Origin of the sequence: Allotamlana fucoidanivorans, assembly GCF_045788535.1 — a bacterium.
Taxonomy (GTDB): Bacteria; Bacteroidota; Bacteroidia; order Flavobacteriales; family Flavobacteriaceae; genus Allotamlana; species Allotamlana fucoidanivorans.
On sequence record NZ_CP074074.1, the window covers coordinates 1,301,503 to 1,322,943 of the forward strand.

16 protein-coding genes are annotated in these 21,441 nt (G+C 35.3%); 5 read left to right on the plus strand and 11 right to left on the minus strand.

The annotated features are described in order from the left end of the window. Positions 1–80: 80 nt before the first annotated feature. Positions 81–599, plus strand: coding sequence for a ferritin (locus KFZ70_RS06080; protein WP_139696074.1), 519 nt, complete (start codon positions 81–83; stop codon positions 597–599). Positions 600–957: 358 nt separating this feature from the next. Continuing rightward, a complete protein-coding gene (locus tag KFZ70_RS06085) occupies positions 958–3,075 on the plus strand; it encodes a Tex family protein (protein WP_139696071.1) in 2,118 nt (705 codons plus the stop codon). Positions 3,076–3,137: 62 nt separating this feature from the next. Here the strand turns inward: KFZ70_RS06085 and KFZ70_RS06090 are convergent, their stop codons facing one another. Genes KFZ70_RS06090 through KFZ70_RS06100 form a run of 3 tightly spaced genes read right to left on the minus strand, consistent with a single transcriptional unit; the run spans position 3,138 to position 6,479 of the window. Further along, a complete protein-coding gene (locus KFZ70_RS06090) occupies positions 3,138–3,989 on the minus strand; it encodes a class II fructose-bisphosphate aldolase (RefSeq protein ID WP_139696068.1) in 852 nt (283 codons plus the stop codon). A gap of 22 nt (positions 3,990–4,011) precedes the next feature. Beyond that, positions 4,012–5,577 (minus strand): L-fucose/L-arabinose isomerase family protein, encoded by a 1,566-nt coding sequence (locus tag KFZ70_RS06095; protein ID WP_139696065.1) that lies wholly within the window; start codon positions 5,575–5,577, stop codon positions 4,012–4,014. Continuing rightward, positions 5,571–6,479 (minus strand): carbohydrate kinase family protein, encoded by a 909-nt coding sequence (locus KFZ70_RS06100; protein WP_139696063.1) that lies wholly within the window; start codon positions 6,477–6,479, stop codon positions 5,571–5,573. The genes KFZ70_RS06095 and KFZ70_RS06100 overlap by 7 nt, the downstream gene beginning before the upstream one ends. Before the next feature lie 141 nt (positions 6,480–6,620). Here KFZ70_RS06100 and KFZ70_RS06105 point away from each other — a divergent pair, with 141 nt between their 5' ends. Then, positions 6,621–7,460, plus strand: coding sequence for an AraC family transcriptional regulator (locus KFZ70_RS06105; protein WP_139696061.1), 840 nt, complete (start codon positions 6,621–6,623; stop codon positions 7,458–7,460). A gap of 119 nt (positions 7,461–7,579) precedes the next feature. Here the strand turns inward: KFZ70_RS06105 and KFZ70_RS06110 are convergent, their stop codons facing one another. Continuing rightward, complete coding sequence (locus tag KFZ70_RS06110) at positions 7,580–9,097, minus strand: alpha-L-fucosidase (RefSeq protein ID WP_139696059.1); 1,518 nt, start codon at positions 9,095–9,097, stop codon at positions 7,580–7,582. 265 nt (positions 9,098–9,362) lie between these two features. Then, positions 9,363–9,794 carry a TerB family tellurite resistance protein gene (locus KFZ70_RS06115; protein ID WP_139696057.1) on the minus strand — a complete coding sequence of 144 codons (432 nt, stop codon included), beginning with the start codon at positions 9,792–9,794 and terminating at the stop codon, positions 9,363–9,365. 147 nt (positions 9,795–9,941) lie between these two features. Here KFZ70_RS06115 and mfd point away from each other — a divergent pair, with 147 nt between their 5' ends. Both mfd and KFZ70_RS06125 read left to right on the plus strand, forming a co-directional pair. Continuing rightward, positions 9,942–13,295 carry a transcription-repair coupling factor gene (mfd, locus tag KFZ70_RS06120; RefSeq protein ID WP_139696055.1) on the plus strand — a complete coding sequence of 1,118 codons (3,354 nt, stop codon included), beginning with the start codon at positions 9,942–9,944 and terminating at the stop codon, positions 13,293–13,295. A gap of 17 nt (positions 13,296–13,312) precedes the next feature. After that, complete coding sequence (locus KFZ70_RS06125) at positions 13,313–14,659, plus strand: thioredoxin family protein (RefSeq protein WP_139696052.1); 1,347 nt, start codon at positions 13,313–13,315, stop codon at positions 14,657–14,659. A 4-nt stretch (positions 14,660–14,663) separates the two neighbouring features. Here the strand turns inward: KFZ70_RS06125 and KFZ70_RS06130 are convergent, their stop codons facing one another. The 6 genes from KFZ70_RS06130 to KFZ70_RS06155 all read right to left on the minus strand — a co-directional run bounded on the left by KFZ70_RS06130 (position 14,664) and on the right by KFZ70_RS06155 (position 21,361). Then, a complete protein-coding gene (locus tag KFZ70_RS06130) occupies positions 14,664–15,026 on the minus strand; it encodes a YraN family protein (protein ID WP_139696049.1) in 363 nt (120 codons plus the stop codon). Between the two features lie 2 nt (positions 15,027–15,028). Next, entirely contained in the window at positions 15,029–16,189 is a 1,161-nt protein-coding gene (locus KFZ70_RS06135) for a metal ABC transporter permease (protein WP_139696047.1), read from the minus strand. Then, positions 16,182–17,309, minus strand: a complete 1,128-nt coding sequence (locus KFZ70_RS06140; RefSeq protein ID WP_139696045.1) for a metal ABC transporter permease — start codon at positions 17,307–17,309, stop codon at positions 16,182–16,184. Before KFZ70_RS06140 ends, KFZ70_RS06135 begins: the two co-directional genes overlap by 8 nt. 3 nt (positions 17,310–17,312) lie before the next feature. Continuing rightward, complete coding sequence (locus tag KFZ70_RS06145) at positions 17,313–18,050, minus strand: metal ABC transporter ATP-binding protein (protein WP_139696043.1); 738 nt, start codon at positions 18,048–18,050, stop codon at positions 17,313–17,315. A gap of 90 nt (positions 18,051–18,140) precedes the next feature. Continuing rightward, the gene (locus tag KFZ70_RS06150; protein ID WP_139696041.1) at positions 18,141–19,046 is read right to left on the minus strand and encodes a metal ABC transporter solute-binding protein, Zn/Mn family; all 906 of its coding nucleotides are present in this window, start codon (positions 19,044–19,046) and stop codon (positions 18,141–18,143) included. 8 nt (positions 19,047–19,054) lie between these two features. Beyond that, the gene (locus KFZ70_RS06155) at positions 19,055–21,361 is read right to left on the minus strand and encodes a TonB-dependent receptor (protein WP_139696040.1); all 2,307 of its coding nucleotides are present in this window, start codon (positions 21,359–21,361) and stop codon (positions 19,055–19,057) included. Between the last annotated feature and the right edge of the window lie 80 nt (positions 21,362–21,441).

The window sequence follows — 21,441 nt, forward strand, 5'->3', positions numbered from 1 at the left end:
AATGATGGAATAACCTTTTTTTATGAAGGTTTTTGCAAAGGACACAACAAAATCTTTAACTTTACGTAAAAACAACGATTATGTTATCAAAAACAATAGAAGAAGCTTTAAATAAGCAGATAAGAATAGAAGCCGAGTCGTCTCAAATTTATTTGGCAATGGCGTGTTGGGCTGAAGTTAAAGGGTTAGAAGGTGTTGCTGGTTTTATGTATGCGCAGTCTGATGAAGAGCGTGAGCACATGCTTAAATTAGTAAAATTTGTTAATGAGCGTGGAGGGCATGCTAAAATTTCGCAGTTGTCTGAGCCTAATGTCACATTTGAATCGTTCAAAGAAATGTTCGAAAAACTTTATGATCATGAAGTGTTTGTATCTCAAAGCATCAATGAATTGGTGCACATTTCACTTCAAGAGAAAGATTATGCCACCCATAACTTTTTACAATGGTATGTGTCTGAACAGATAGAAGAAGAAGCCGTAGCACGAACGATTCTTGATAAGATTAAATTGATTGGTGATGACAAGGGTGGCCTTTATTTGTTTGATAGAGATATTGAAAATCTTACGGTTACCACAGCTGCTACAAATACCTCAGAATAAATTTTAACATTTAATCTTATTTAGATTTAATAAAAATAACATATTTTTGCCCGCAAGTTTATCAATGATACTATTCGGTGGGGAAAAAAAAGCAGAAAAAGGCAGTAAAGAAACTTAAAAAATTAGGGGTAGAACTTCCTGAAAAAGTAAAGTCTAGTTGCTGTAAAAAGTTTAAAAAAGGCGAAAACAAACGTTGTAAAAAATGTCCTTGTTTCGATTTAATTAAAAAAGTGGCTTAATTTTTTAAGATTAAATGACTTGTTGTAAAAAGACCTATTAGAAACCCATTTTCTAATAGGTCTTTTTGTTTTCATTATAAAATCCTTTATTTAGCACGACCATAACCCGTTTAAAACTTATGATTGATTATATTATTCAGCATACACAACTTCAAAAGGATGCTGTAAAAAATACCATTGCACTTTTAGAAGAAGATTGTACCATACCGTTTATTTCGCGATATCGAAAAGAACGTACTGGAAATTTAGATGAAGTTCAAATTGCAGATATTGTTAAGTATAAAGAACAATATGAAGCTTTAGAAAAGCGTAAAAAAGCAATTATAAAAACTCTGGAAGAACAAGGAGTTTTAAATTCTGAAATTGCACTAAAAATTACCGAAGCTGAAGATTTAAGAACGCTTGAAGATCTATACTTACCCTTTAAAAAAAGCCGAAAAACAAAAGCTGAAAAAGCACGACAAAATGGTTTAGAACCGTTGGCAAAAATCATTATGAGTCAAAATGCTAACGATGTGGAGTCTTTGGCTTTTAAATATGTTAAAGGTGATGTGGTATCTGCTGAAGATGCTTTAGAAGGTGCCAGACATATTATTGCAGAGTGGATTAACGAGCGTACCGATATTAGAAACAATTTGCGTTATCAATTAGAACGTTTTGCTTTAATTGAAACTAAAGTTATAAAAACAAAGCAAGATGATGAAGCTGCACAAAAGTTTAGAGATTATTTTGATTGGCAGGAAAGCTTAAGTCGTATACCATCTCACCGTTTGTTAGCGATTTTAAGGGCTGAAAAAGAAGAGCTTATCCGTGTGAAAATTACTATTGATGATGTGCGTGCTCTAGATAAAATAGAACAACGCATCATCCGTTCGCATAACGATTGCGCCAACCATATTGAAATTGCTATTAAAGACGCGTATAAGCGTTTATTATTACCGTCTTTAAGTAATGAAGCACTTCAAATAGCAAAAGAAAAAGCAGATGATGCAGCAATTACTGTCTTTGCTAAAAATTTAAAGCAACTGTTATTGGGTTCTCCACTGGGTGAAAAACGTGTTATGGGAATAGATCCAGGATTCCGAACAGGGTGTAAAGTGGTGTGTTTAGATGCTCAAGGACAATTAAAGTACAATGAGACTATTTTTCCGCATCCACCAAAAAATGATAGTGTTGGTGCTATGAAGAAGATAAGTTCTTTGGCCGATGCTTATAAAATTGAAGCTATTGCCATTGGAAATGGTACAGCATCAAGAGAAACCGAAGCACTAATTCGGAAAGTGCATTTTAAAAATGACATTCAAGTTTTTGTGGTGAGTGAAGCTGGTGCGAGTATTTATTCAGCATCTAAAATTGCAAGAGAAGAATTTCCCAATTACGATGTTACGGTTCGAGGATCAGTTTCAATAGGGAGACGTTTACAAGATCCTTTGGCCGAGCTGGTTAAAATTGATGCAAAATCGATTGGAGTAGGACAGTATCAGCATGATGTTGATCAAAATAAGCTTCAAAAGCAACTGGATATTGTTGTAGAAAACTGTGTAAATGCAGTAGGTGTAAACATTAATACTGCGAGTAAATCGTTGTTAAGTTACGTGTCTGGAATTGGACCAAAATTAGCTGAAAATATTTTTAATTTTAGAAGTGAAAATGGCCCGTTTAATTCTAGAGAAGCCATAAAAAAAGTACCCCGATTGGGTGGTAAAGCTTTTGAACAAGGGGCTGCTTTTTTAAGAATAAAATCGGCTAAAAACCCTTTAGATGATTCTTCCGTACATCCAGAAAGTTATGCTATAGTTGAGCAAATGGCTAAAGATTTGGGAAAATCGGTGCACGAGCTTATAGGGAATAAAATGCTGCTTCAAAGAATCAATTTAAAAAACTACTGTACAGATACCGTTGGTGTTTTAACTTTAAAAGATATTATACAAGAGTTAGAAAAGCCTGGGCTAGATATTCGAGAGCAAGCTAAGGTATTTACCTTTAATCAAAACATTAAAACGATAGAGGATTTAAGAGAAGGGCAACTATTACCAGGAATAGTTAATAACATTACTAATTTTGGTTGTTTTGTTGATGTGGGAATTAAAGAAAGCGGATTAATTCACGTTTCTAATTTATCGGATAGTTTTGTGAAAGATGTTAACGAACATGTGCATTTACACCAACAGGTTATTGTAAAGGTTTTAGACGTAGATATTCCTAGAAAACGTATTCAATTAAAGTTGCATAAATAACAACAAGCCATAGAGACTCTCTTATACTAGAGCAGCTATGGCTTTTCTGTTTCATAGAAATTTTAAGCAAGACTATACTGCTTATTTACAGCGTTTAAACGATTTAAGGCTACGTCTTTTATTTCTGGAATAACGGTTTTTAGTAGGTAAGGCGGGTAAGCCGAATCAATGTCTTTGCGCATTTCGTTATATAAAGATTTCATGTAAGTGGTATGAATCATAGTGCCTACATTTAATTTAGCGACTCCCATTTGGATAGATTTTTGAATGTCTTCGTCAGGGATTCCAGTGCCTCCATGAAGTACTAAAGGCACAGCAACAGCATCTGCAATCTCAGCTAATCTGTCAAAATGAATTTTGGGTGCTTTTGGAGTAAAACCATGGGCTGTACCAATACCAACAGCTAGTATGTGCGGTTGGGCTTCTTCTACAATAGCTTTTACATCATTAACGCTGGCTAGGAAATCCTTGTCTGATTTTACCACAACGTCTCTGCCCATAATCTTTCCAATTTCGGCTTCAACCATAACACCAGCAGATTCAGCATATTTCACCACTTCTTTGGTCATAGCAATATTCTCTTTTAAACTTCTTTGAGAACCATCAATCATAACCGAATCATAGCCATCATCAATAGCCTGTTTACACATAGTTATAGAGGTACTGTGATCAAGGTGCAAATAAATAGGTTGCTTGGTATTGGCTTGAATACCTTCAACCATTTTTTTACACAGGAAGCTAGAATTTAGCTCCACTACTGGTGGATAGGTCATGGCCATAACAGGGGATAGTGCTTCATCGGCAGCAAGGGCAATAGCTTTTAAATCGTAAATATCATTTATGTTAAACCCGATTAAGCATTTTTGCTCATTTCTATAAGTTTTTACTAATTCTATTAAGTCTTTTTTTTGCATGACTTCATTGTTTTGAGTGGTGTTAATAGTTTAAGTTTTTTTGAATACTTCTTCCATATAGTTTGGCTTCAGAAAAATCTAAATCATTGACTTCTGTCCAATGATTAAACTCTTTTAAGTCTTCTTGAAAATGACCACGACCAACAATCCAATGATGATCTAGTCCGTTGTTCAGTATGGTGCTTACTACAGCGGAAGCTTGAATGTTTTTAGTTTTTACCTCGCCATAAGCCCCTCTAAATTGTAGTGGAGAATCAATAATATCTCCTTCAAAAGAGAGCATGCTTGATGCATGAGGGTATTGGTATTTGGCTATAGTTACAGGGCCTTTTTCTAGCAAAAATTCTAGAAGCATACCATATGATTGTGCTTCATCAAAATTATCGAGAATGCTATGGTTCCTTACCTCATAGGTGCTGTTTGTTCGTAATAATCTGGTGGGAGATCCGCCACAGTGCCACATGCCTAATGTGTTGTTTTTGTGATCTAAAATAGACATATCCATGAGTGTGGGTAGTGCTTTGCCATTTGAAATTTCGTTCATGATAACCATTGTAATTAACCCACCCATATCAGATTCGTCAGCAACAGGGATGCCTAAATCCTGAACTAATGCACCAGCGCCATCTCCTGAAATTTGATAATTGTCAAATAACTCTGGCCAGTTTTTTAAAGCCACGCCAGCATAGTTCTCTAAGCGGGCATAATCTGCAATGGCTAAGCTAAGACGAACAGAAAGCATTAATTCACGTTTGCTAACTTGGCTATCATGGCATTTTTCATTATGAATTAATTTATAAACGATAGGTTCAATATCACCATCTTCAAATTTTTCGGCATGTTTCCAAATGGTTTCTAAATCAATGCGTTCAATGCCTATTCCAAAGTGTTTAGAAATAGATAGTTCATTGAGTTCACAGTCATAGAATCCTGGTACACGCATGCCGCCAATCATAAGCAGTTTACTGTGTTCTAATTTCTTTTTCGCTATTACCACCCTTAAAAATTGAGATAATGCGTTGTTCAATTCCTTGGATTGGGCAGTTCCAAATACCCATGAATATTTAACCTCAAGGGTATTTAAAATATTTAGAAGAAAATTTTGACCACATAATCTGTTGGCAGTGAGCCTCCCGCCTGTAACTTCGTCGTGAGACCAACTTAGTAAAGGAGTTTTATGCACACGTAACCAATTTCCCAGAGCTAAAGCCAAATCTCCTGAGATATAAGATGCTTGATAAATAATGATTCCCGCGAGTTCATGTTTTTTATAGCTGTTGAGTGCTTTAAGCAGCTCATCTTTCGTTTGAAGTGGTGTTTCAGGTGCTAACAATGTAGTACTGCCTACAATATCTTGACATTTATTTAGGGCCTGTTTGTATGACTTTTTTGCTAGTTCCCAGTCAAAATGCATCTCTAACCCAATGCCTATTAACCCTATTTTTACTGGTTTTGATTTAGGTTTGTAGCTTATTAATTGTTCCATTTCATGAGCTACAATACCTTGTCTTTCTGAAAAATCAGTTTTGCTTGTGTCACCTGAACTAAAATGATTTACATGTTGTGTGTTTAAAATATCTGCTAACATAATGTTGTGTTTTTTTGTATAACGTTTTCAACCTCTTCGGCACTAGGAAAATAACTTCTACCGCCAAAATGTTGCGCAATTATAGCGGCATAAGCTGAGGCAAATTGTAAGCGGTCTATCAATGTTTTCTTTTCTAGTAGGGCAATGGCATAAGCCGCATGAAAAGCATCGCCACACCCTGTAGTGTCAACTACCGTTGTAGGAAATGCGGGTTGATGAATAACGTTACCATGTTGCCATGCCCAGCAACCATGTGCCCCATCGGTAACAACTATTTGGCCGTCGGTTAATGAGCTTAAGGCCATTAAACAGTCTTGTGGTTTATTTAATTGGGTTATATGCTTTGCTCCTTCAAGGGGCAGTATAATATGACTGCCTAGTTTAATCATTTGTTTTAAATCATTGATGTTACCTGTTTCAATGTCTAAAACAGAAGGGATATTATATTTGTTTGCAAGTTTTAGGAGTTCTATGTTTCCTTGAATGTCATATCCATCTACAAGAAGCAGTTTTTTTTCTTTAATCCAGTCTTCGTTAATGTCTTTAACTGAAAGGGGGCTATAACCCTGTAATGAGTAAAAAACGGTTCGCTCACCATTATTTTCGTCAACTTCAACCACGGCAATTGCTGGTTGAAAATGGGTTTTATTCAGCATTAATTTAGTATTAACATTATAGCGCTCCAGCTCTTGATTAGCAATCTTGCTTAGGGTATTATTGGCCTTGTAGCCCACAAATCCTGTTTTTATACCCCATTGAGCTATAAAACAAGCGGCATTACCAGCAGGAGCACCTCCTTGTATTATTATTTTGGGTATTTCATGTTTTTCTCCTTTTTTAAAATGTGTAGGAACTTCCGCGAGAATATCAACTACCAACATGCCCGATACCAGTACATCCATTGCTTTTAAGGCTTTATAAATATTACAGGTGTAAAATTACATCACAGTTTAGGGTTTGATTAAATCCCTAATTAGTCAAAACATGTACTATTTTGTCTTTATTTAATATATTTGTTTGTGTATTATGAAAATTAGAACATAATGAAAGCCATTTTTGAACCCATTTCAAATGATTTAAATCAATCTTTTCATTATGATATTTTTGAGAAGGATGATTTTGAAACGCCTTGGCATTTTCACCCAGAGTTTGAATTGACATTTATTTGTGAGAGTTCGGGTATAAGAAGCGTTGGTAATTCTATACAGAGTTATTATCCTGAAGAATTAGTGTTATTAGGCTCTAATTTACCACATTGCTGGAAAAGTAATAGCACTAAGAAACATTTAGCAAAATCTGTTTTTATACAGTTTAATAAAGATTTACTTGGAGAAGGGTGGATGAATAAAATAGAGTTTCAGCATATTAAGAAATTGTTGAAGCATAGTGAAAATGGACTTCTTTTTAATACAACCATAGCTAAGAAAGTTGGTAAACAATTGCTAGAGATGCAGGAGTTGCCACCTATGTATAAATTGTTAAATACCGTGGAAATTCTGCATAGATTATCTTTTGAACGTTTTGAAACACTTAGTTTGGGTGGCCATTTTGAAACCAATGTAAAAACTTCATTGAGAATCCAGAAAATTATGAAGTTTGTAGAATCAAATTATCAATTAAAAATAAACTCTCAACAACTAAGTGCATTAGTTTTTATGACGCCAGTTTCGTTTTCTAAATTTTTTAAAAAGTCATTTAATAAAACCTTTACCCAATATTTAAACGAATATAGAATCAGTAAAGCATGTGAATTATTGAGAGCCTCCAATGATTCTATAGAGCAGATTGCCTTTGAGACGGGGTATGTTAATCTTTCTTTTTTTCACCGTCAGTTTAAGGCTATAACCAGATTTACTCCAGCACAATATAGAATGAATTTTTAAAATGATTATATAATAATCGAAATAAGAGGCTTAGTAAGCTCATCATATAACAAAAGCCTTGATTAAATCGCTATAACCAAGGCTTTGCATCTAATTCAAAAAAAACTAACTACTATTTACTATTCTAATTCCATTTTAAATACGTTTGCCAAATCGTTAAGTTCAACATTTGGTACTATAAATTTATATGTTCTTTCGGTTTTTTCCCATTTAACTTCTTGCCCAGATTTTAACTCTACAATACGTTTTACAGGAGAAGCAGGGCCATAACCAATGTTATTTAATTTTCCAAGAGAAACTTCTGTACCAGGTTCCGGCTTACCTAATAAGAATACATAAAGTGCTTTTTTGTCTTTTGAAGTGGTGTATCTTACATCCTCTGCAGTATACTCAACTTTTGCAGACTGCCCGCCATGTGCTCCATCAGCGGCTTTGGCATGCCCGAAGCCATATATATGAAATGGTCTAGTACCATAAACAGATTCACCATAAACGTCAAGCCAACCTCCAACTTGGGTTAAAAGGTCTCTTTGTTCTTGATTTATAGTGCCATCTGCCATTGGAGATATATTTAATAAAACCACACCATTTTTACTCCAAACATCAATCATGTTTCTAAGTAAAATTTGTGGTGTTTTGTAAACTTGTCCTTTAGTATAGCACCAACTTCCTTTGTCACTTACAGTAATATCTGTCATCCATACGGTTTCAGAGACGTCTTTCTTACCGCCTTGTTCAATATCTAAAACACTCATAGATTTAGGTAAATCATCATGTTTAGCAACCAGTACAGTTTCTTGATTGGTTTTTAAGGCATGATTAAAATAATGAGCGGCCATTTCCTGAATTTTATCTTCAGCAACATGATTAAGCCATACGTCATACCATAACATATCTGGTGAGTATTTGTCAACTACCTCATTAACTTGGTCTAACCAATATTGGTCAAATTCCGCTTGAGGTAAATTACCATAGAACTTTTTTAAATCGGGGTCTTCAGATGATGTAGGGTATTTTGGGTTGTAAGCAAAATGGCTGTTATAGGTATCCCATTTTGTAGAATCACCTTCATGTCTTTGTCTTAATCTAGCATGATGAAACGAAGTCATGGTTTTAAGACCACGTTTTTCTATGGCCTTTAAAATATCTCCCGTAATATCTTTTTTAGGTCCCATAGCTGCTGCATTCCAGGGGTTTATGTCGCTATCCCACATAGCAAAACCATCGTGGTGTTGTGCCACTGGGCCTGCAAATTTCGCTCCAGCTGTTTTAAAGAGCTCAGCCCAGTCTTCAGCATCAAATTTTTCAGCCTTAAATAGAGGAATAAAATCATGATACCCAAATTCTTCTAATGGACCATAATTTTCTTCATGATATTTAGCAAAATCAGGTTTCTCGTTTCTATATAAAAAATAAGGATACCATTCAGTACCATACGCAGGAACACTATACAATCCCCAATGGAAATAAATGCCAAATTTAGAATCTTGAAACCATTCTGGCGCCGCTGTGTGTTCTGCCAATGATTCCCAATTAGGCTCAAATGTTTTTGGGGTTTCAGCCTCGGGCTTTGATATGGTGTTATTGCATGACCAAAATAATAAGGCAACTAAAAGGTATTTAACTATATTATTCATTCAAAAAAAATTAATTATTTCTTCATTTTAATGATGTAAAGGTACAGGTAGTTATGTTTAAATAATATAACTATTGGTTAATATACAGCAACGTTTGATTTTTTTTGAATCAGAACGTGCAAAAACAGAAGATGTCAAGTTTATTTAAAGTTTTGATACAGCGTTTTGTGCGGTTCTCAGTTATGGTTTTAAAGCATAATCGCAAAAAAAAAAGCGAGCTTCAAATGAGAAGCTCGCTTTTGGTTATTTTCAAAATGAAATCTTTTTATTTATTCATGTTTTTTATTTGATCTTTGAATGTGTCAAGATCAACACCATTATTTACAAGTGTAAGTGCTTTATCCACTATATATTTCACATTTACGGCATGAAACCCTAAGCCGACACCAATTTTATTTAATAATTTATGCTCAGAGTCTCCTTTTATTTGGTCTACATGAACCATTCTTACCAAATCATAAAGACGCTCTAAACGTAGGTCATATTCAACGGGAGGGTTGATTGGGTGTGTTTTGTAGTTTTTTAAAATGTCCTTATACTGTGCTTCACTAATATCTAGGTTGTGAGCCAAACGATCTAAAAACGCTTGTTCTTCAGGGGTAATAATGCCATCATCCATGGCTACACGCACTATAGCAGCAAAATGTCCTTCATTTCGCCTTTTAAAACCTCCATCAAATAAGTTTGAAAATGACATATGTTTTGTGTTTTGTTAGTTACACAAACCTACATATTTTTTTTGTTTATTAATAGAGTTCGCATTCATAATTTTAACGCATTCATAATAAGAATTTGCCAAATTAAATACGCTAAGATGTATATTTGCAACTTAAAATGCAATTAGGTGAGTATAAGTGACCTCTCTCAAACCTATATACAGGCTTTGCAAACGCAAAATCTGCAGGATTGTCTTACCAAAAACCAAAATAAAATTCATGTAAAAGGCCTAGTCGGCTCTTCATTATCATTTGTAATATCAAGTGTTTTTAATACTATTAATAGGCCATTTTTAATGGTTTTTAATGATAAAGAAGAAGCTGCACACTATCTAAATGATTTAGAGCAATTATTAGGTGATAAAGATGTTTTGTTTTATCCAGGAAGTTACAGGCGGCCCTATGAAATTGAGGAAACTGATAATGCTAATGTGCTTCTTAGGGCTGAGGTTTTAAACAGAATTAATTCTCAAAAGAAACCAGCCATTATAGTCACCTATCCTGATGCTCTTTTTGAGCAGGTGGTCACTAGAAGAGAACTGGAACGTAACACCCTTAAAGTCTCTGTTCAGGATAATTTATCTATTGATTTTGTAAATGAAATATTATTTGAATATAAATTTAAGCGTGTCGATTTTGTTACTGAGCCAGGAGAATTTTCTGTTCGGGGTGGTATTGTTGATGTGTTTTCATTTTCGCATGATGAGCCTTATAGAATTGAGTTTTTTGGTGATGAAGTAGATAGTATTAGAACCTTTGATGTTGAAACACAACTTTCTGTAAATCAGGTTAAAAAAATCAATATTATTCCTAATGTAGCCAATAAATTGGTTGAAGAGAAAAGACAAAGTTTCCTTAAATACATTGCTCAAAAAACGGTGGTTTGCTTAAAGAATGCAGATTTATTGTTTTCAAGGATTGATGATTTTTATGCTAAAGCAGAAGAGGCTTTTGAAACCCTTTCTGAAACGATAAAGCACACCAAACCTCAGGAACTGTTTTGTAATTCAATATTGCTTAAAAAACAGCTTTTAGAGTTCTCTATATTAGAATTTGGGCCCACTTCATTGTTTTCAAATGCCTATAAAAGCATTGAAACTATTACTTATCAAACCACGCCACAGCCATCATTCAATAAACAATTTAATCTTTTAATAGAAGACTTAAATACCAACCATAATAAAGGATATGTTAATTACATAGCTTGTGTTAGTGAGCAACAAGCCAAAAGATTTCATGATATTTTTGATGACGTTGAAGTAGAGGTGGTGTACAAAACGGTTGTATTGTCCTTGCATCAAGGTTTTATTGATCATGAGGCTAAATTAGCCTGCTATACAGACCATCAAATTTTTGAAAGATATCATAAATTTCATCTAAAAAACGGCTATGCTAAAAAACAAGCCATTACACTAAAGGAGCTTACCAATTTAGATATAGGGGATTATGTAACGCATATAGACCATGGTATTGGGCGTTTTGGCGGGCTTCAAAAAATAGATGTAGAAGGAAAAAAACAAGAGGCTATTAAATTGATTTATGGAGAACGTGATGTGCTGTATTTAAGCATTCATTCGTTACATAAAATCACAAAGTTTAATGGCAAAGATGGTAAACCACCTAAAATATACAAATTAGGTAGTAATGCTTGGAAAACCTTAAAACAGAAAACAAAAGCACGTGTCAAGCATGTAGCTTTTAATCTGATTAAATTATATGCAAAGCGTAAAACAGAAAAAGGCTACCAATATAATCCGGATAGTTATATGCAGCACGAACTAGAGGCATCTTTTATCTATGAAGATACTCCTGATCAAAGTTTAGCAACGGCTGATATTAAGGCCGATATGGAAAGTGAACGCCCTATGGATCGCTTGGTATGTGGTGATGTTGGTTTTGGAAAAACTGAAGTCGCTATAAGAGCTGCTTTTAAGGCGGTTGATAATGGTAAGCAAGTGGCGGTTTTGGTGCCAACAACCATATTAGCCTATCAACATGCCAGAACCTTTAGGCAACGGTTGAAGGATTTTCCTGTTGCTGTGGATTATGTGAATAGATTCAGAACCGCAAAAGAAAAAAGAGTAACTCTTGAAGCTTTAGAGTGTGGTGAGGTTGATATTATTATAGGTACGCATCAATTAGTCAATAAAAATGTAAAATTTAAAGATTTAGGACTACTTATTGTTGATGAAGAACAAAAATTTGGCGTTGCTGTAAAAGAAAAGCTTAAAACGATTAAGGATAATGTTGATGTATTAACGCTTACAGCAACACCTATTCCAAGAACCTTACAGTTTAGTTTAATGGCAGCCAGAGATTTATCGGTCATTACCACACCTCCACCAAACAGATATCCTATAGAGAGTCATGTAATCAGATTTAATGAAGAAACCATCAGAGATGCTATTAGCTATGAAATTGAGCGGGGCGGTCAAGTCTTTTTTATTCATAATAGAATAGAGAATATCAAGGAAGTGGCTGGCATGCTACAACGCCTTATTCCTGATGCCAAAATTGGTGTGGGTCATGGACAAATGGAAGGAAAAAAACTAGAACAACTCATGCTGGCTTTTATGGATGGTGCTTTTGATGTTTTAGTAAGTACCACGATTATAGAAAGTGGCTTAGATGTGCCCAATGCCAATACCATCTTTATAAATAACGCTAATAATTTTGGGTTGAGCGATTTGCATCAAATGCGGGGTAGAGTGGGGCGTAGTAATAAAAAGGCGTTCTGTTATTTCATTACTCCAGAATATTCAGCCATGACTGATGATGCCAGAAAACGCATTACCGCCCTTGAACAGTTTACAGAGTTAGGCAGTGGATTTAATATTGCCATGAAAGATCTTGAAATAAGAGGCGCAGGTGATTTATTAGGTGGTGAACAAAGCGGGTTTATTAATGAAATAGGATTTGATACCTACCAAAAAATATTAAACGAAGCTATTGAAGAACTTAAAGAAAATGAGTTTAAAGATTTGTATAATGAACCAGAGGAAAAGAAGGTTTATGTTAAGGATGTAACTATTGATACTGATTTTGAATTGCTTTTCCCTGATAGTTACATCAATAATATAGCTGAAAGATTAAGCTTGTATACACAACTTAATGATTTAAAATCCGAAGATGAATTGCATACCTTTGAAAAGGAATTGATAGATCGTTTTGGAACCTTACCAAAACAGGTGACCGATCTGTTAAATAGTGTCCAAATTAAGTGGTTGGCTACAAAAATTGGTTTTGAAAAAGTGGTGATGAAGAAAGGAAAGTTGATAGGTTATTTTATTCATGATCAGCAAAGTAGTTTTTATCAAAGTGCTAGTTTTACTAGAGTTTTACAATACGTTCAAACCAATCCAAGAGCTTGCAAAATGAAGGAGAAACAAACAAGAAACGGACTTAGGTTAATGCTTACATTTGAAAATATAAAATCGGTAAAACAAGCGTTAGATGCTTTAAAGCCCATTATGGCTCAATAATTGTTTTTAACAGAAGTATGAAACATATCATTTTAATCCTATATCTTATTCCTAGTTTTTTGTTGGGGCAACATGTTATAAAAGGAACGTTTAGCCCAGCAGAAAGCTATAACGTTTTATTGTTGTATAAAGTAACACCAACCATTTCAGAGTATGTTGCCAATGCAAAAATTGATGATATGGGCAAGTTTGAAATAAAATTAGATTCCACCATTCAAAAAGGTGTATATCGATTAGTTTATGCTATGCCTCAAGAAGACTATAACTTTGATGTGATTTATAACGGAAAAGAGGATGTAGAACTTAAGTTTAATGCTGAAACAGGCGTAACTTATGAAAGTTCGTTTGAGAACAGGCTTCTAACCTCTTATACCAACAGCATGTCAATGGTAACGCAAAGCATTGGAAATTATTTTAGAAGAAAAAGTCGAGACACCACAGCTTTAAATACCATTTTTAAAACTCAACGCGAAACTCAGGCAAATTATGAAAATGCAGCAAAAGGGACTATAGCCTTAGAGTTTATTAAAGCAAATAAACCCTATACGCCCAAAGGATATACAGATATCGACTTGTATATAAAAAGCTTAAAAAAACATTATTTTGATTTTGTAGATTTTAGTAATCCAACCTTGCAAAGCTCTAATTTCTTAACGGAAAAAACGTTGAATTATGTGTTTGGTATGTCGTCTAAGAATGCAGATAAAATAACAACATTTAAACAAAATATTGATGTTGTTAGCCAAAAAATGAAAGTGGCTCCCATTGAAATACAGCGTATCTTATTATTTGATTTGTGGCAGCAAATGGCAGATTTAAAAATAGAACCTGTGGCAAATTATATTGCTGAAGAATATTTAATGGATATAGCCGTAAAGCTTAATGATCAGGAGTTATTACATACACTGATATTATATAAAGACCTTTCAAATGGTACAAAGGCTCCTGATTTTTCTTTGGAAGTTGATGGAAAAAATAAGGGTCTAGGAAAATTAAGTAATCTTAATGTAGCGGAACATTATGTTCTGATATTTTGGAGCAGCGGATGTTCTCATTGTTTAGATGAGGTACCACAGTTAAAAATGTTTGTTGATGAACTTCCAAAAGTAACAGTTAAGGTAGTAGCGATTGGCCTTGAAGATGAGCCCACTAAATGGAATGCTTTAATACCAAAATATTCAGATTTTATTCATGTTTATGGCCAAGGTAAATGGGAAAACCATATAGCTGCATCTTATGGTGTAAAGTCAACTCCAACGTATTTTATCCTTAATAAAGCTAAAGAAATATTGGATAAGCCTGAAGATTTTGAAGCGGTGAAAGCCTTTTTTAAGAATAAAGTGTCTAAAATTAGTTCAGAATAAAGCCTTAAAAGTGATAAAAGGCATTTTGTAGATGTTCTATGTCAAAGGTGTTGTTGCTGGTTTTCACTATGGCAATAATGTCAAAGCGAACATCAACATCTAGAGCATTGACTATAACGTATTCATTAACAGCTTTTACAAGATTTTTTATTTGATTGGGTTTAACAAAATCTTGAGGGTTGCCAAAATCTGTACCAGATCGGGTTTTCACTTCAATAATAGCTAGGGTGTTATTAATTTTAGCAATAATATCTACTTCGGCCTTATCAAACCTATAATTTCGTGCCATGATTTCGTACTGTTTATCAATAAGATAATCAACAGCTAGTTGTTCTCCTTTTTTGCCTAGATCATTGTGTTTAGCCATAACTATCCTCTAAATAAAAAGAAATCATCTTTCATGTGCTCAATTTTTGCGTCTTGATTGGTTATGATATAGTCAATGGCTTGCGATGTAAATTTTTCTCCTTTTTTGGTTAGGGAAACAATGTTTTTATCAAACTTTATCATATTATTTTTCAGGGCCAGCTCTAAAACGGTTTTTGAACGTACTTTTTGCCAATTTATATGTTCGTTAAGGTGGTTAACGTGGCGTTCTGTTTCTTCGGTGTGATTTTTTAAATGCAATAAAAAGGTAAGTAGAGATACCTCTGTACGTTGTTGTTTTTCTCTGTACAGAACAGCAATAATTCCTTTGTTTGGTGCAAATAAATAGAGCAGTAAAAACACCAGACCTAGCATGGTGGTTATGGAGCCAGCTATTGAAGCGTCTAGTGCATGGGCTACCCAATAGCCTGAAATGGCACTAAAAATACCAAAGCAAATGGCATAGAGAAGCATACGTTTTAAATCATTGGTTAGTAAATAGGCTGCTGCTGCGGGCGCAATCATTAAAGCAACCACAAGTATGGCGCCAACTGCATCAAAAGCACCCACTGTGGTAATGGAAGACATTGTCATTAGCCCATAATGAATCAGTGCTGGAGAAAAACCTAAAGAGGCTGATAACCCAGCATCAAAGGTGCTTACTTTTAATTCCTTGAAAAATGCAAAGAGTAAAATCACGGTGATAATAAGAATACAGCCAATAATCCATAACGATTTTGGACCTAAATCAAATCCCGAAACTACAAATCTGTCAAAAGGCGCAAAAGCCAGTTCCCCTAATAAAACGGCATCTACATCTAAATGTACATCATTGGCATTTTTAGCAATTAAAATAACTCCAATACTAAACAAAATAGGAAATACCAAGCCAATGGCGGTGTCTTCTTTTACCAATCCAGTTTTTTGAATGTACTCCACTAAAACTACCGTAATGATGCCAGTTATAGCCGCAAGAACAATGAGAAAGGGTGAATTTAAATCGTGAGTGATGAAAAATCCAATAACTATACCAGGTAAAATAGAATGACTTATCGCGTCACTAATCATAGCCATTTTTCTAAGTACCAAGAAGGTGCCAGGAATAGCACAAGCTATGGCAACAATGCAGGCAATGAGTTGTATTTCAAATTGAGCGCTAGTCATTTGTCTTCTCTTGTTGGTTATACAAATTGGTAGCGGTTTTAAAACCTTCTTCGGTTAAGTGCCACATGTTTCCATCAATCTTCACATAATTTTTTCTCACCAGTTGTTGAAGTGTACTTTTAGTAAAACCCTGAAAATTGTTTAGTATTTTTATAGCATGCGGGTGCGAAATATTGTCATGCGTTTCAGCGATGCGAAACATAAAGGCCAAGGTTTTATGTTGTTGTAGGTCGCGTCTGTTTTTTATAAAACGAATTTGTTTAAAGAGCAATCCTCTGCTTGGTGAAAATATAAAAGAGAACAATACGAAAACCCCAGCGATAATGACTATAACAGGACCTGTGGATAAATTATTTTGAGAGGCGCTAATAGCGGTACCAAAAACGCCAGAGAACGCTCCAAAAGTTGCCGATAAAACAATCATTATACCCAGACTGTTGGTCCATTGTCTGGCAGCTGCAGCTGGAGCTAGTAGCATAGCGCTCATTAAAACAACACCAACGGTTTGTAGACCTAAAACAATGGCTAGTACAATAAATGAGGTAATGAGAACATCAATGAACTTTGTGTTAAATCCTAATGTTTTGGTATAATCGGCATCAAACAGTAGAATTTTAAACTCTTTCCAAAAAAGAAGTAGTACAAATAGACAAATGCCGGTAACTATAGCCATCATCCAAACGTCACTTTCTACTAAAGTGGCTGCCTGACCAAAAAGGTATTTATCTAAACCCGCTTGGTTGGCATTAGGTTGTTTTTGAATGAAAGTAAGTAACAACATCCCAAAACCAAAAAACAAAGACAGAATAAGTCCGAGTGCCGTATCAGACTTTAAATGGGTCTTTTTTATGATACTACGAATCCAAAAGGTGCCTATAAGACCACTTATTAAAGCCCCAAGAAGTAACACATGACTATCTTTAGTGCCTGTTAACAGAAACGCTAAGGCTATACCTGGCAAGGCTGCATGAGAGATGGCATCCCCTAAAAGACTCTGTTTTCTTAGCACCGCAAAGCTGCCTAGCATGCCAGTTACAGCACCCAAAATAGCGGTGCCCAGTGTGATGGTTCTAAGGGTGTAATCGGTAAAAACCAGTTTTATATATTCTGATACATCCATGACTTATTCTTGAATACTAACCTTGTAATTGATGCCATAGGTTTTGGTTAAATTATCATCATTGAATATGTCTTTAACCGGACCCGTAGCAATTTTTTTCACGTTTAAGAAGGTTACCCAATCAAAATACTCAGGTACCGTTTGTAAATCATGATGTACTACAATAACAGTTTTTCCTGCCTTTCTGAGTTCTTTTAGAATGTTTATTATAGCAATTTCAGTAGTGGCATCAACACCTTGAAAGGGTTCATCCATAAAATATATGGAAGCGTTTTGCACCAAGGCCCGTGCTAAAAAGATACGTTGTTGCTGTCCGCCTGAAAGTTGGCTGATTTGCCTATTTTTAAAAGGAAGCATACCTACTTTTTCAAGTGCTTCAAGAGCTGCTTTTTTTTCTTTTTGCCCTGGACGTTTTATCCAACCAAGGCTACCATAAGTTCCCATCATAACCACATCAAGTGCTGTGGTTGGAAAATCCCAGTCTACACTTCCTTTTTGAGGCACGTAAGCTACCAATGCTTGTTGTTTTTTATAGGGTTTTCCGTAAATCCTTACACTGCCAGCAATAGGTTTTAAAATACCTAAAATAGACTTGATTAAAGTAGATTTCCCAGCGCCATTGGGCCCTACAATGGCCATAAGGACACCTTCAGGAATTTCTAAATCAATATCCCAAAGTACCGGTTTGTAGTTATAAGCTACGGTAAGGTCATCTATTTGTACAGCTATTTTATTACTCATATTCTTTTTTTAGCCCTGATAGAAGCGGCATCCTTTTTTGAGGAACGAGAAAAAGATACAGCGTATAGCAGGATTTTGCTTCAAATTACATTATTTTAACGCATTAACAATGGTATTAACATTGTATTTAAACATGCCAATATAAGTGCCTTCAATTGTGCCTTTGTCACCCAAAGCATCCGAGTATAGTAATCCTCCAATAGTAACATGATGGCCTTTTGAATTCACTGCGGCCTGTAAGGCTTCAACGGTTCGTTTTGGTACCGAACTTTCCACAAAAATGGCTTTTACTTGTTTTTCTATGATAAAGTTTGATAGATTTTGAACGTCTTGTACGCCTGCTTCTGTTGCGGTTGATAAGCCCTGCAGGCCTACTACTTCAAAATCAAACGCTTTTCCAAAATAATTGAAGGCATCATGTGCTGTGACTAAAATACGTTGTTCTTGAGGCAACTCATCGATTTTATCGTATACTTCTTTTTTAAGCTTATTTAGTTTTTCAATATAGACTTTTCTATTTGATGCAAAAACGGCACTTTTCTCCGGTATTGCTTCCGAAAGGTAATACTCAACAAAAACAGCAACTTCTTTCCAATAATCAATATCAAACCAAATATGCGGATCATAATTTGAAGCAAAATAGTCAGAACCAATGAGGGTGTTCTTGTCAATAGCAGCTGAGATGGCAATGGTTTTTTTGTTTTTCATTTTTTCAAAAACTTCAACCAGTTTGCCTTCCAGATGTAAGCCATTGTAAAAAATAAGATCGGCGTTGTATAGTTTGGTAACGTCCCCTTCACTGGCTTTGTATAAATGCGGATCTACACCACTACCCATTAGGCCTTGTAGATTGACTTCATCTTGGGCAATATTTGTAACTAAATCTGTGATCATGGTGGTTGTAGTGACCACATTGAGTTTACCATTTGTTTCTTTCTCATTTTTACAATTGAGAAAGAGTAATGATATGAAAAGTATAAAGATTGATTTTTGCATGGTTAAAATTAATTTAAAGTATAGCGTAATCCAAAAAATAATCGTCTCCCTTGATTGGGGGCATAAACATAGGACGGATCAAAGGTTAGGGCATACGGGTTGTTTTCAGTGGGCATAACACCTCCAGGTTGCACTGTGATGGTTTGCCCTGTGGCAGGGCTGGTAGCCATGACAGGTTGGTCTGACTCATTGTAGTCTACTTGTCTATCAAACGGATCTTCAGATCTAGCAATAATAAACGGATTTCCTTTATTAGGTGTCCAGTTTAAAAGATTTTTAATACCAGCGTAGATTTCAAAATTATTGAATCCGTTATAGGTAAATTGAATGTTTTGAATACTCCATGTTGGTGAATATTCACTACGCGGATCAAGTTCACCAAGCAGAGGTAAGCGCATGGGTCCATAAATATTTCCTGTATAATCTACCGTTATATTTGTTGGAAAATGTTTATAAGATAAAGACCAAACCCCTGTAAACCGCTCCGTTAATATTTGTCGTGTTTTTTCGCCATCCTCTGTCTTTGAAACGTCTTGAAACGTGGCACCTAATGATCCTTTAATACCATGACCTAAAATACCATCTATATTAAAGCTAAGGCCTTTGGTGGTTGAAAAGCCATCTAAATTTCTGTAAAATATTTTATTGGGATCTGAATCATAATCGGGAATAATGGCATTGGTAAAATAGGTATACCAGGCAGAAGCATCAAAAGTGAATAGCATACCACTTTTTGTATATAATTTTTTGAGATAGTTTAAGGTGATGTTATACGATGTTTCGGGTTCAAGCTCACCTTCTATAATAACATCTCTTGCGCCTGTAAGTGCAGCATGCTCTTCTGTAAACAGGTTAACTACCCTAAAACCAGTACCGGCGTTGAGTCTAATAATATCCTCTTCTGTGGGTTTAAACCTATATGCTAGTCTTGGTGTAACAATGGAACCATGGCGTTTATCATAATCATATCTAGCACCTAAAAGTAGACGTTGTTTTGAACTTAAGGTAATTTCATCCTGTACAAACACAGAGGGTATAGTAACTTCATCGGCAGTGTTGGTAGCAGGCGTATTATCATCATAAAAATTGTAGCGTGCAGCCAAACCAAAAAGAAGGTCATTGTTTTTTAGTGATTTATCCCAAAGGAGTTGCCCAAAACCTATGCGCTGTTTTGCTAGGTAGGGTGTGTCTCCGTATACGGAATTTTGATCATGGTCTGAATATGAAAACTGAAAGGTCATTTTTTCATGAATGGGCAGTTGATAGTTTCCAATAATTTCATAACGCGAGGTGTAGATGCTTTCTCCATAAATAACATCACCGCCACGATAGGTTTTGTTCCATTGCATTTCGCCGCCCCAACGGTCTTCATAAAAATAGCGTCCTGCCAAAGAGAATAATCTGTTGTTTTTTCGTTTGAAATTCCACTTTTGAAAAACCGAAATACGATCTTGAAGGGTAACATCGGTAAAGTTATCCTGATTTTTATCAATAGGGTTGGAGTAGTTGTAGTAGTTTGCCCCGATGAGTACATCGGTTTTTCTCCCAACCTTTGCTTTAAGTCCTGCGTCAAAATTAAATTCGCCCCAATCACTTAAATAGCTATCAGCAAACACCACGGGAGCATTTTCAGGTAATTTGGTAATGATGTTTATCAGGCCGCCCACGGCTTCACTGCCATATAGTGATGATGCTGGGCCTTTAACAATTTCAACTTGTTCAATAAGGGAATTGGGTATTCCTGATAACCCATAAACGGTTGACAGTCCACTAACTATAGGCATACCGTCAATAAGAACCAATGTATATGGGCCCTCAAGACCATTAATATGAATATCGCCAGTATTACACACATTACAGTTTAATTGCGGGCGCACGCCATTTACATTTTGCAGGGCTTCAAAAATATTTGGTGTTGGATTTTTTTTAAAAAAGGCAGGTGCATAGACCTCAACGGGCACTGGGCTTTCTAACCTTGAAACGGCTTTTAACGTACCAGTAACAATAACTTCGTCAAGGCTTTCAGACTCCTCGAGTTCGAAATTTATTGTAGCTGTTTTGCCTTCTGTTACTAAAATTTGCTTTTCTACTTTTTTAAAGCCCGTAAACGAGGCTACAATGGTATACTTGCCAGGTGCAATGTTTTTTATGATATAGAAGCCGTCTTCGTTACTTGAACTTCCTTTTGAATTGTTTTTAAGGTATACATTAACAAAAGGAAGGGGAGCCCCGTTTGCACGTGTTGTGCCAGCAATATGTTGTCCGGTTGCGCTTAAACTTAAAATACTAATAAGGAGTATGATAAGGTTTTTCATGATTTAAGTTTTTGCAAATATAAAATAAAATTTAGATTAGTCTAAAAATTATTTTAATGTAATAAATATTATATCTTTGC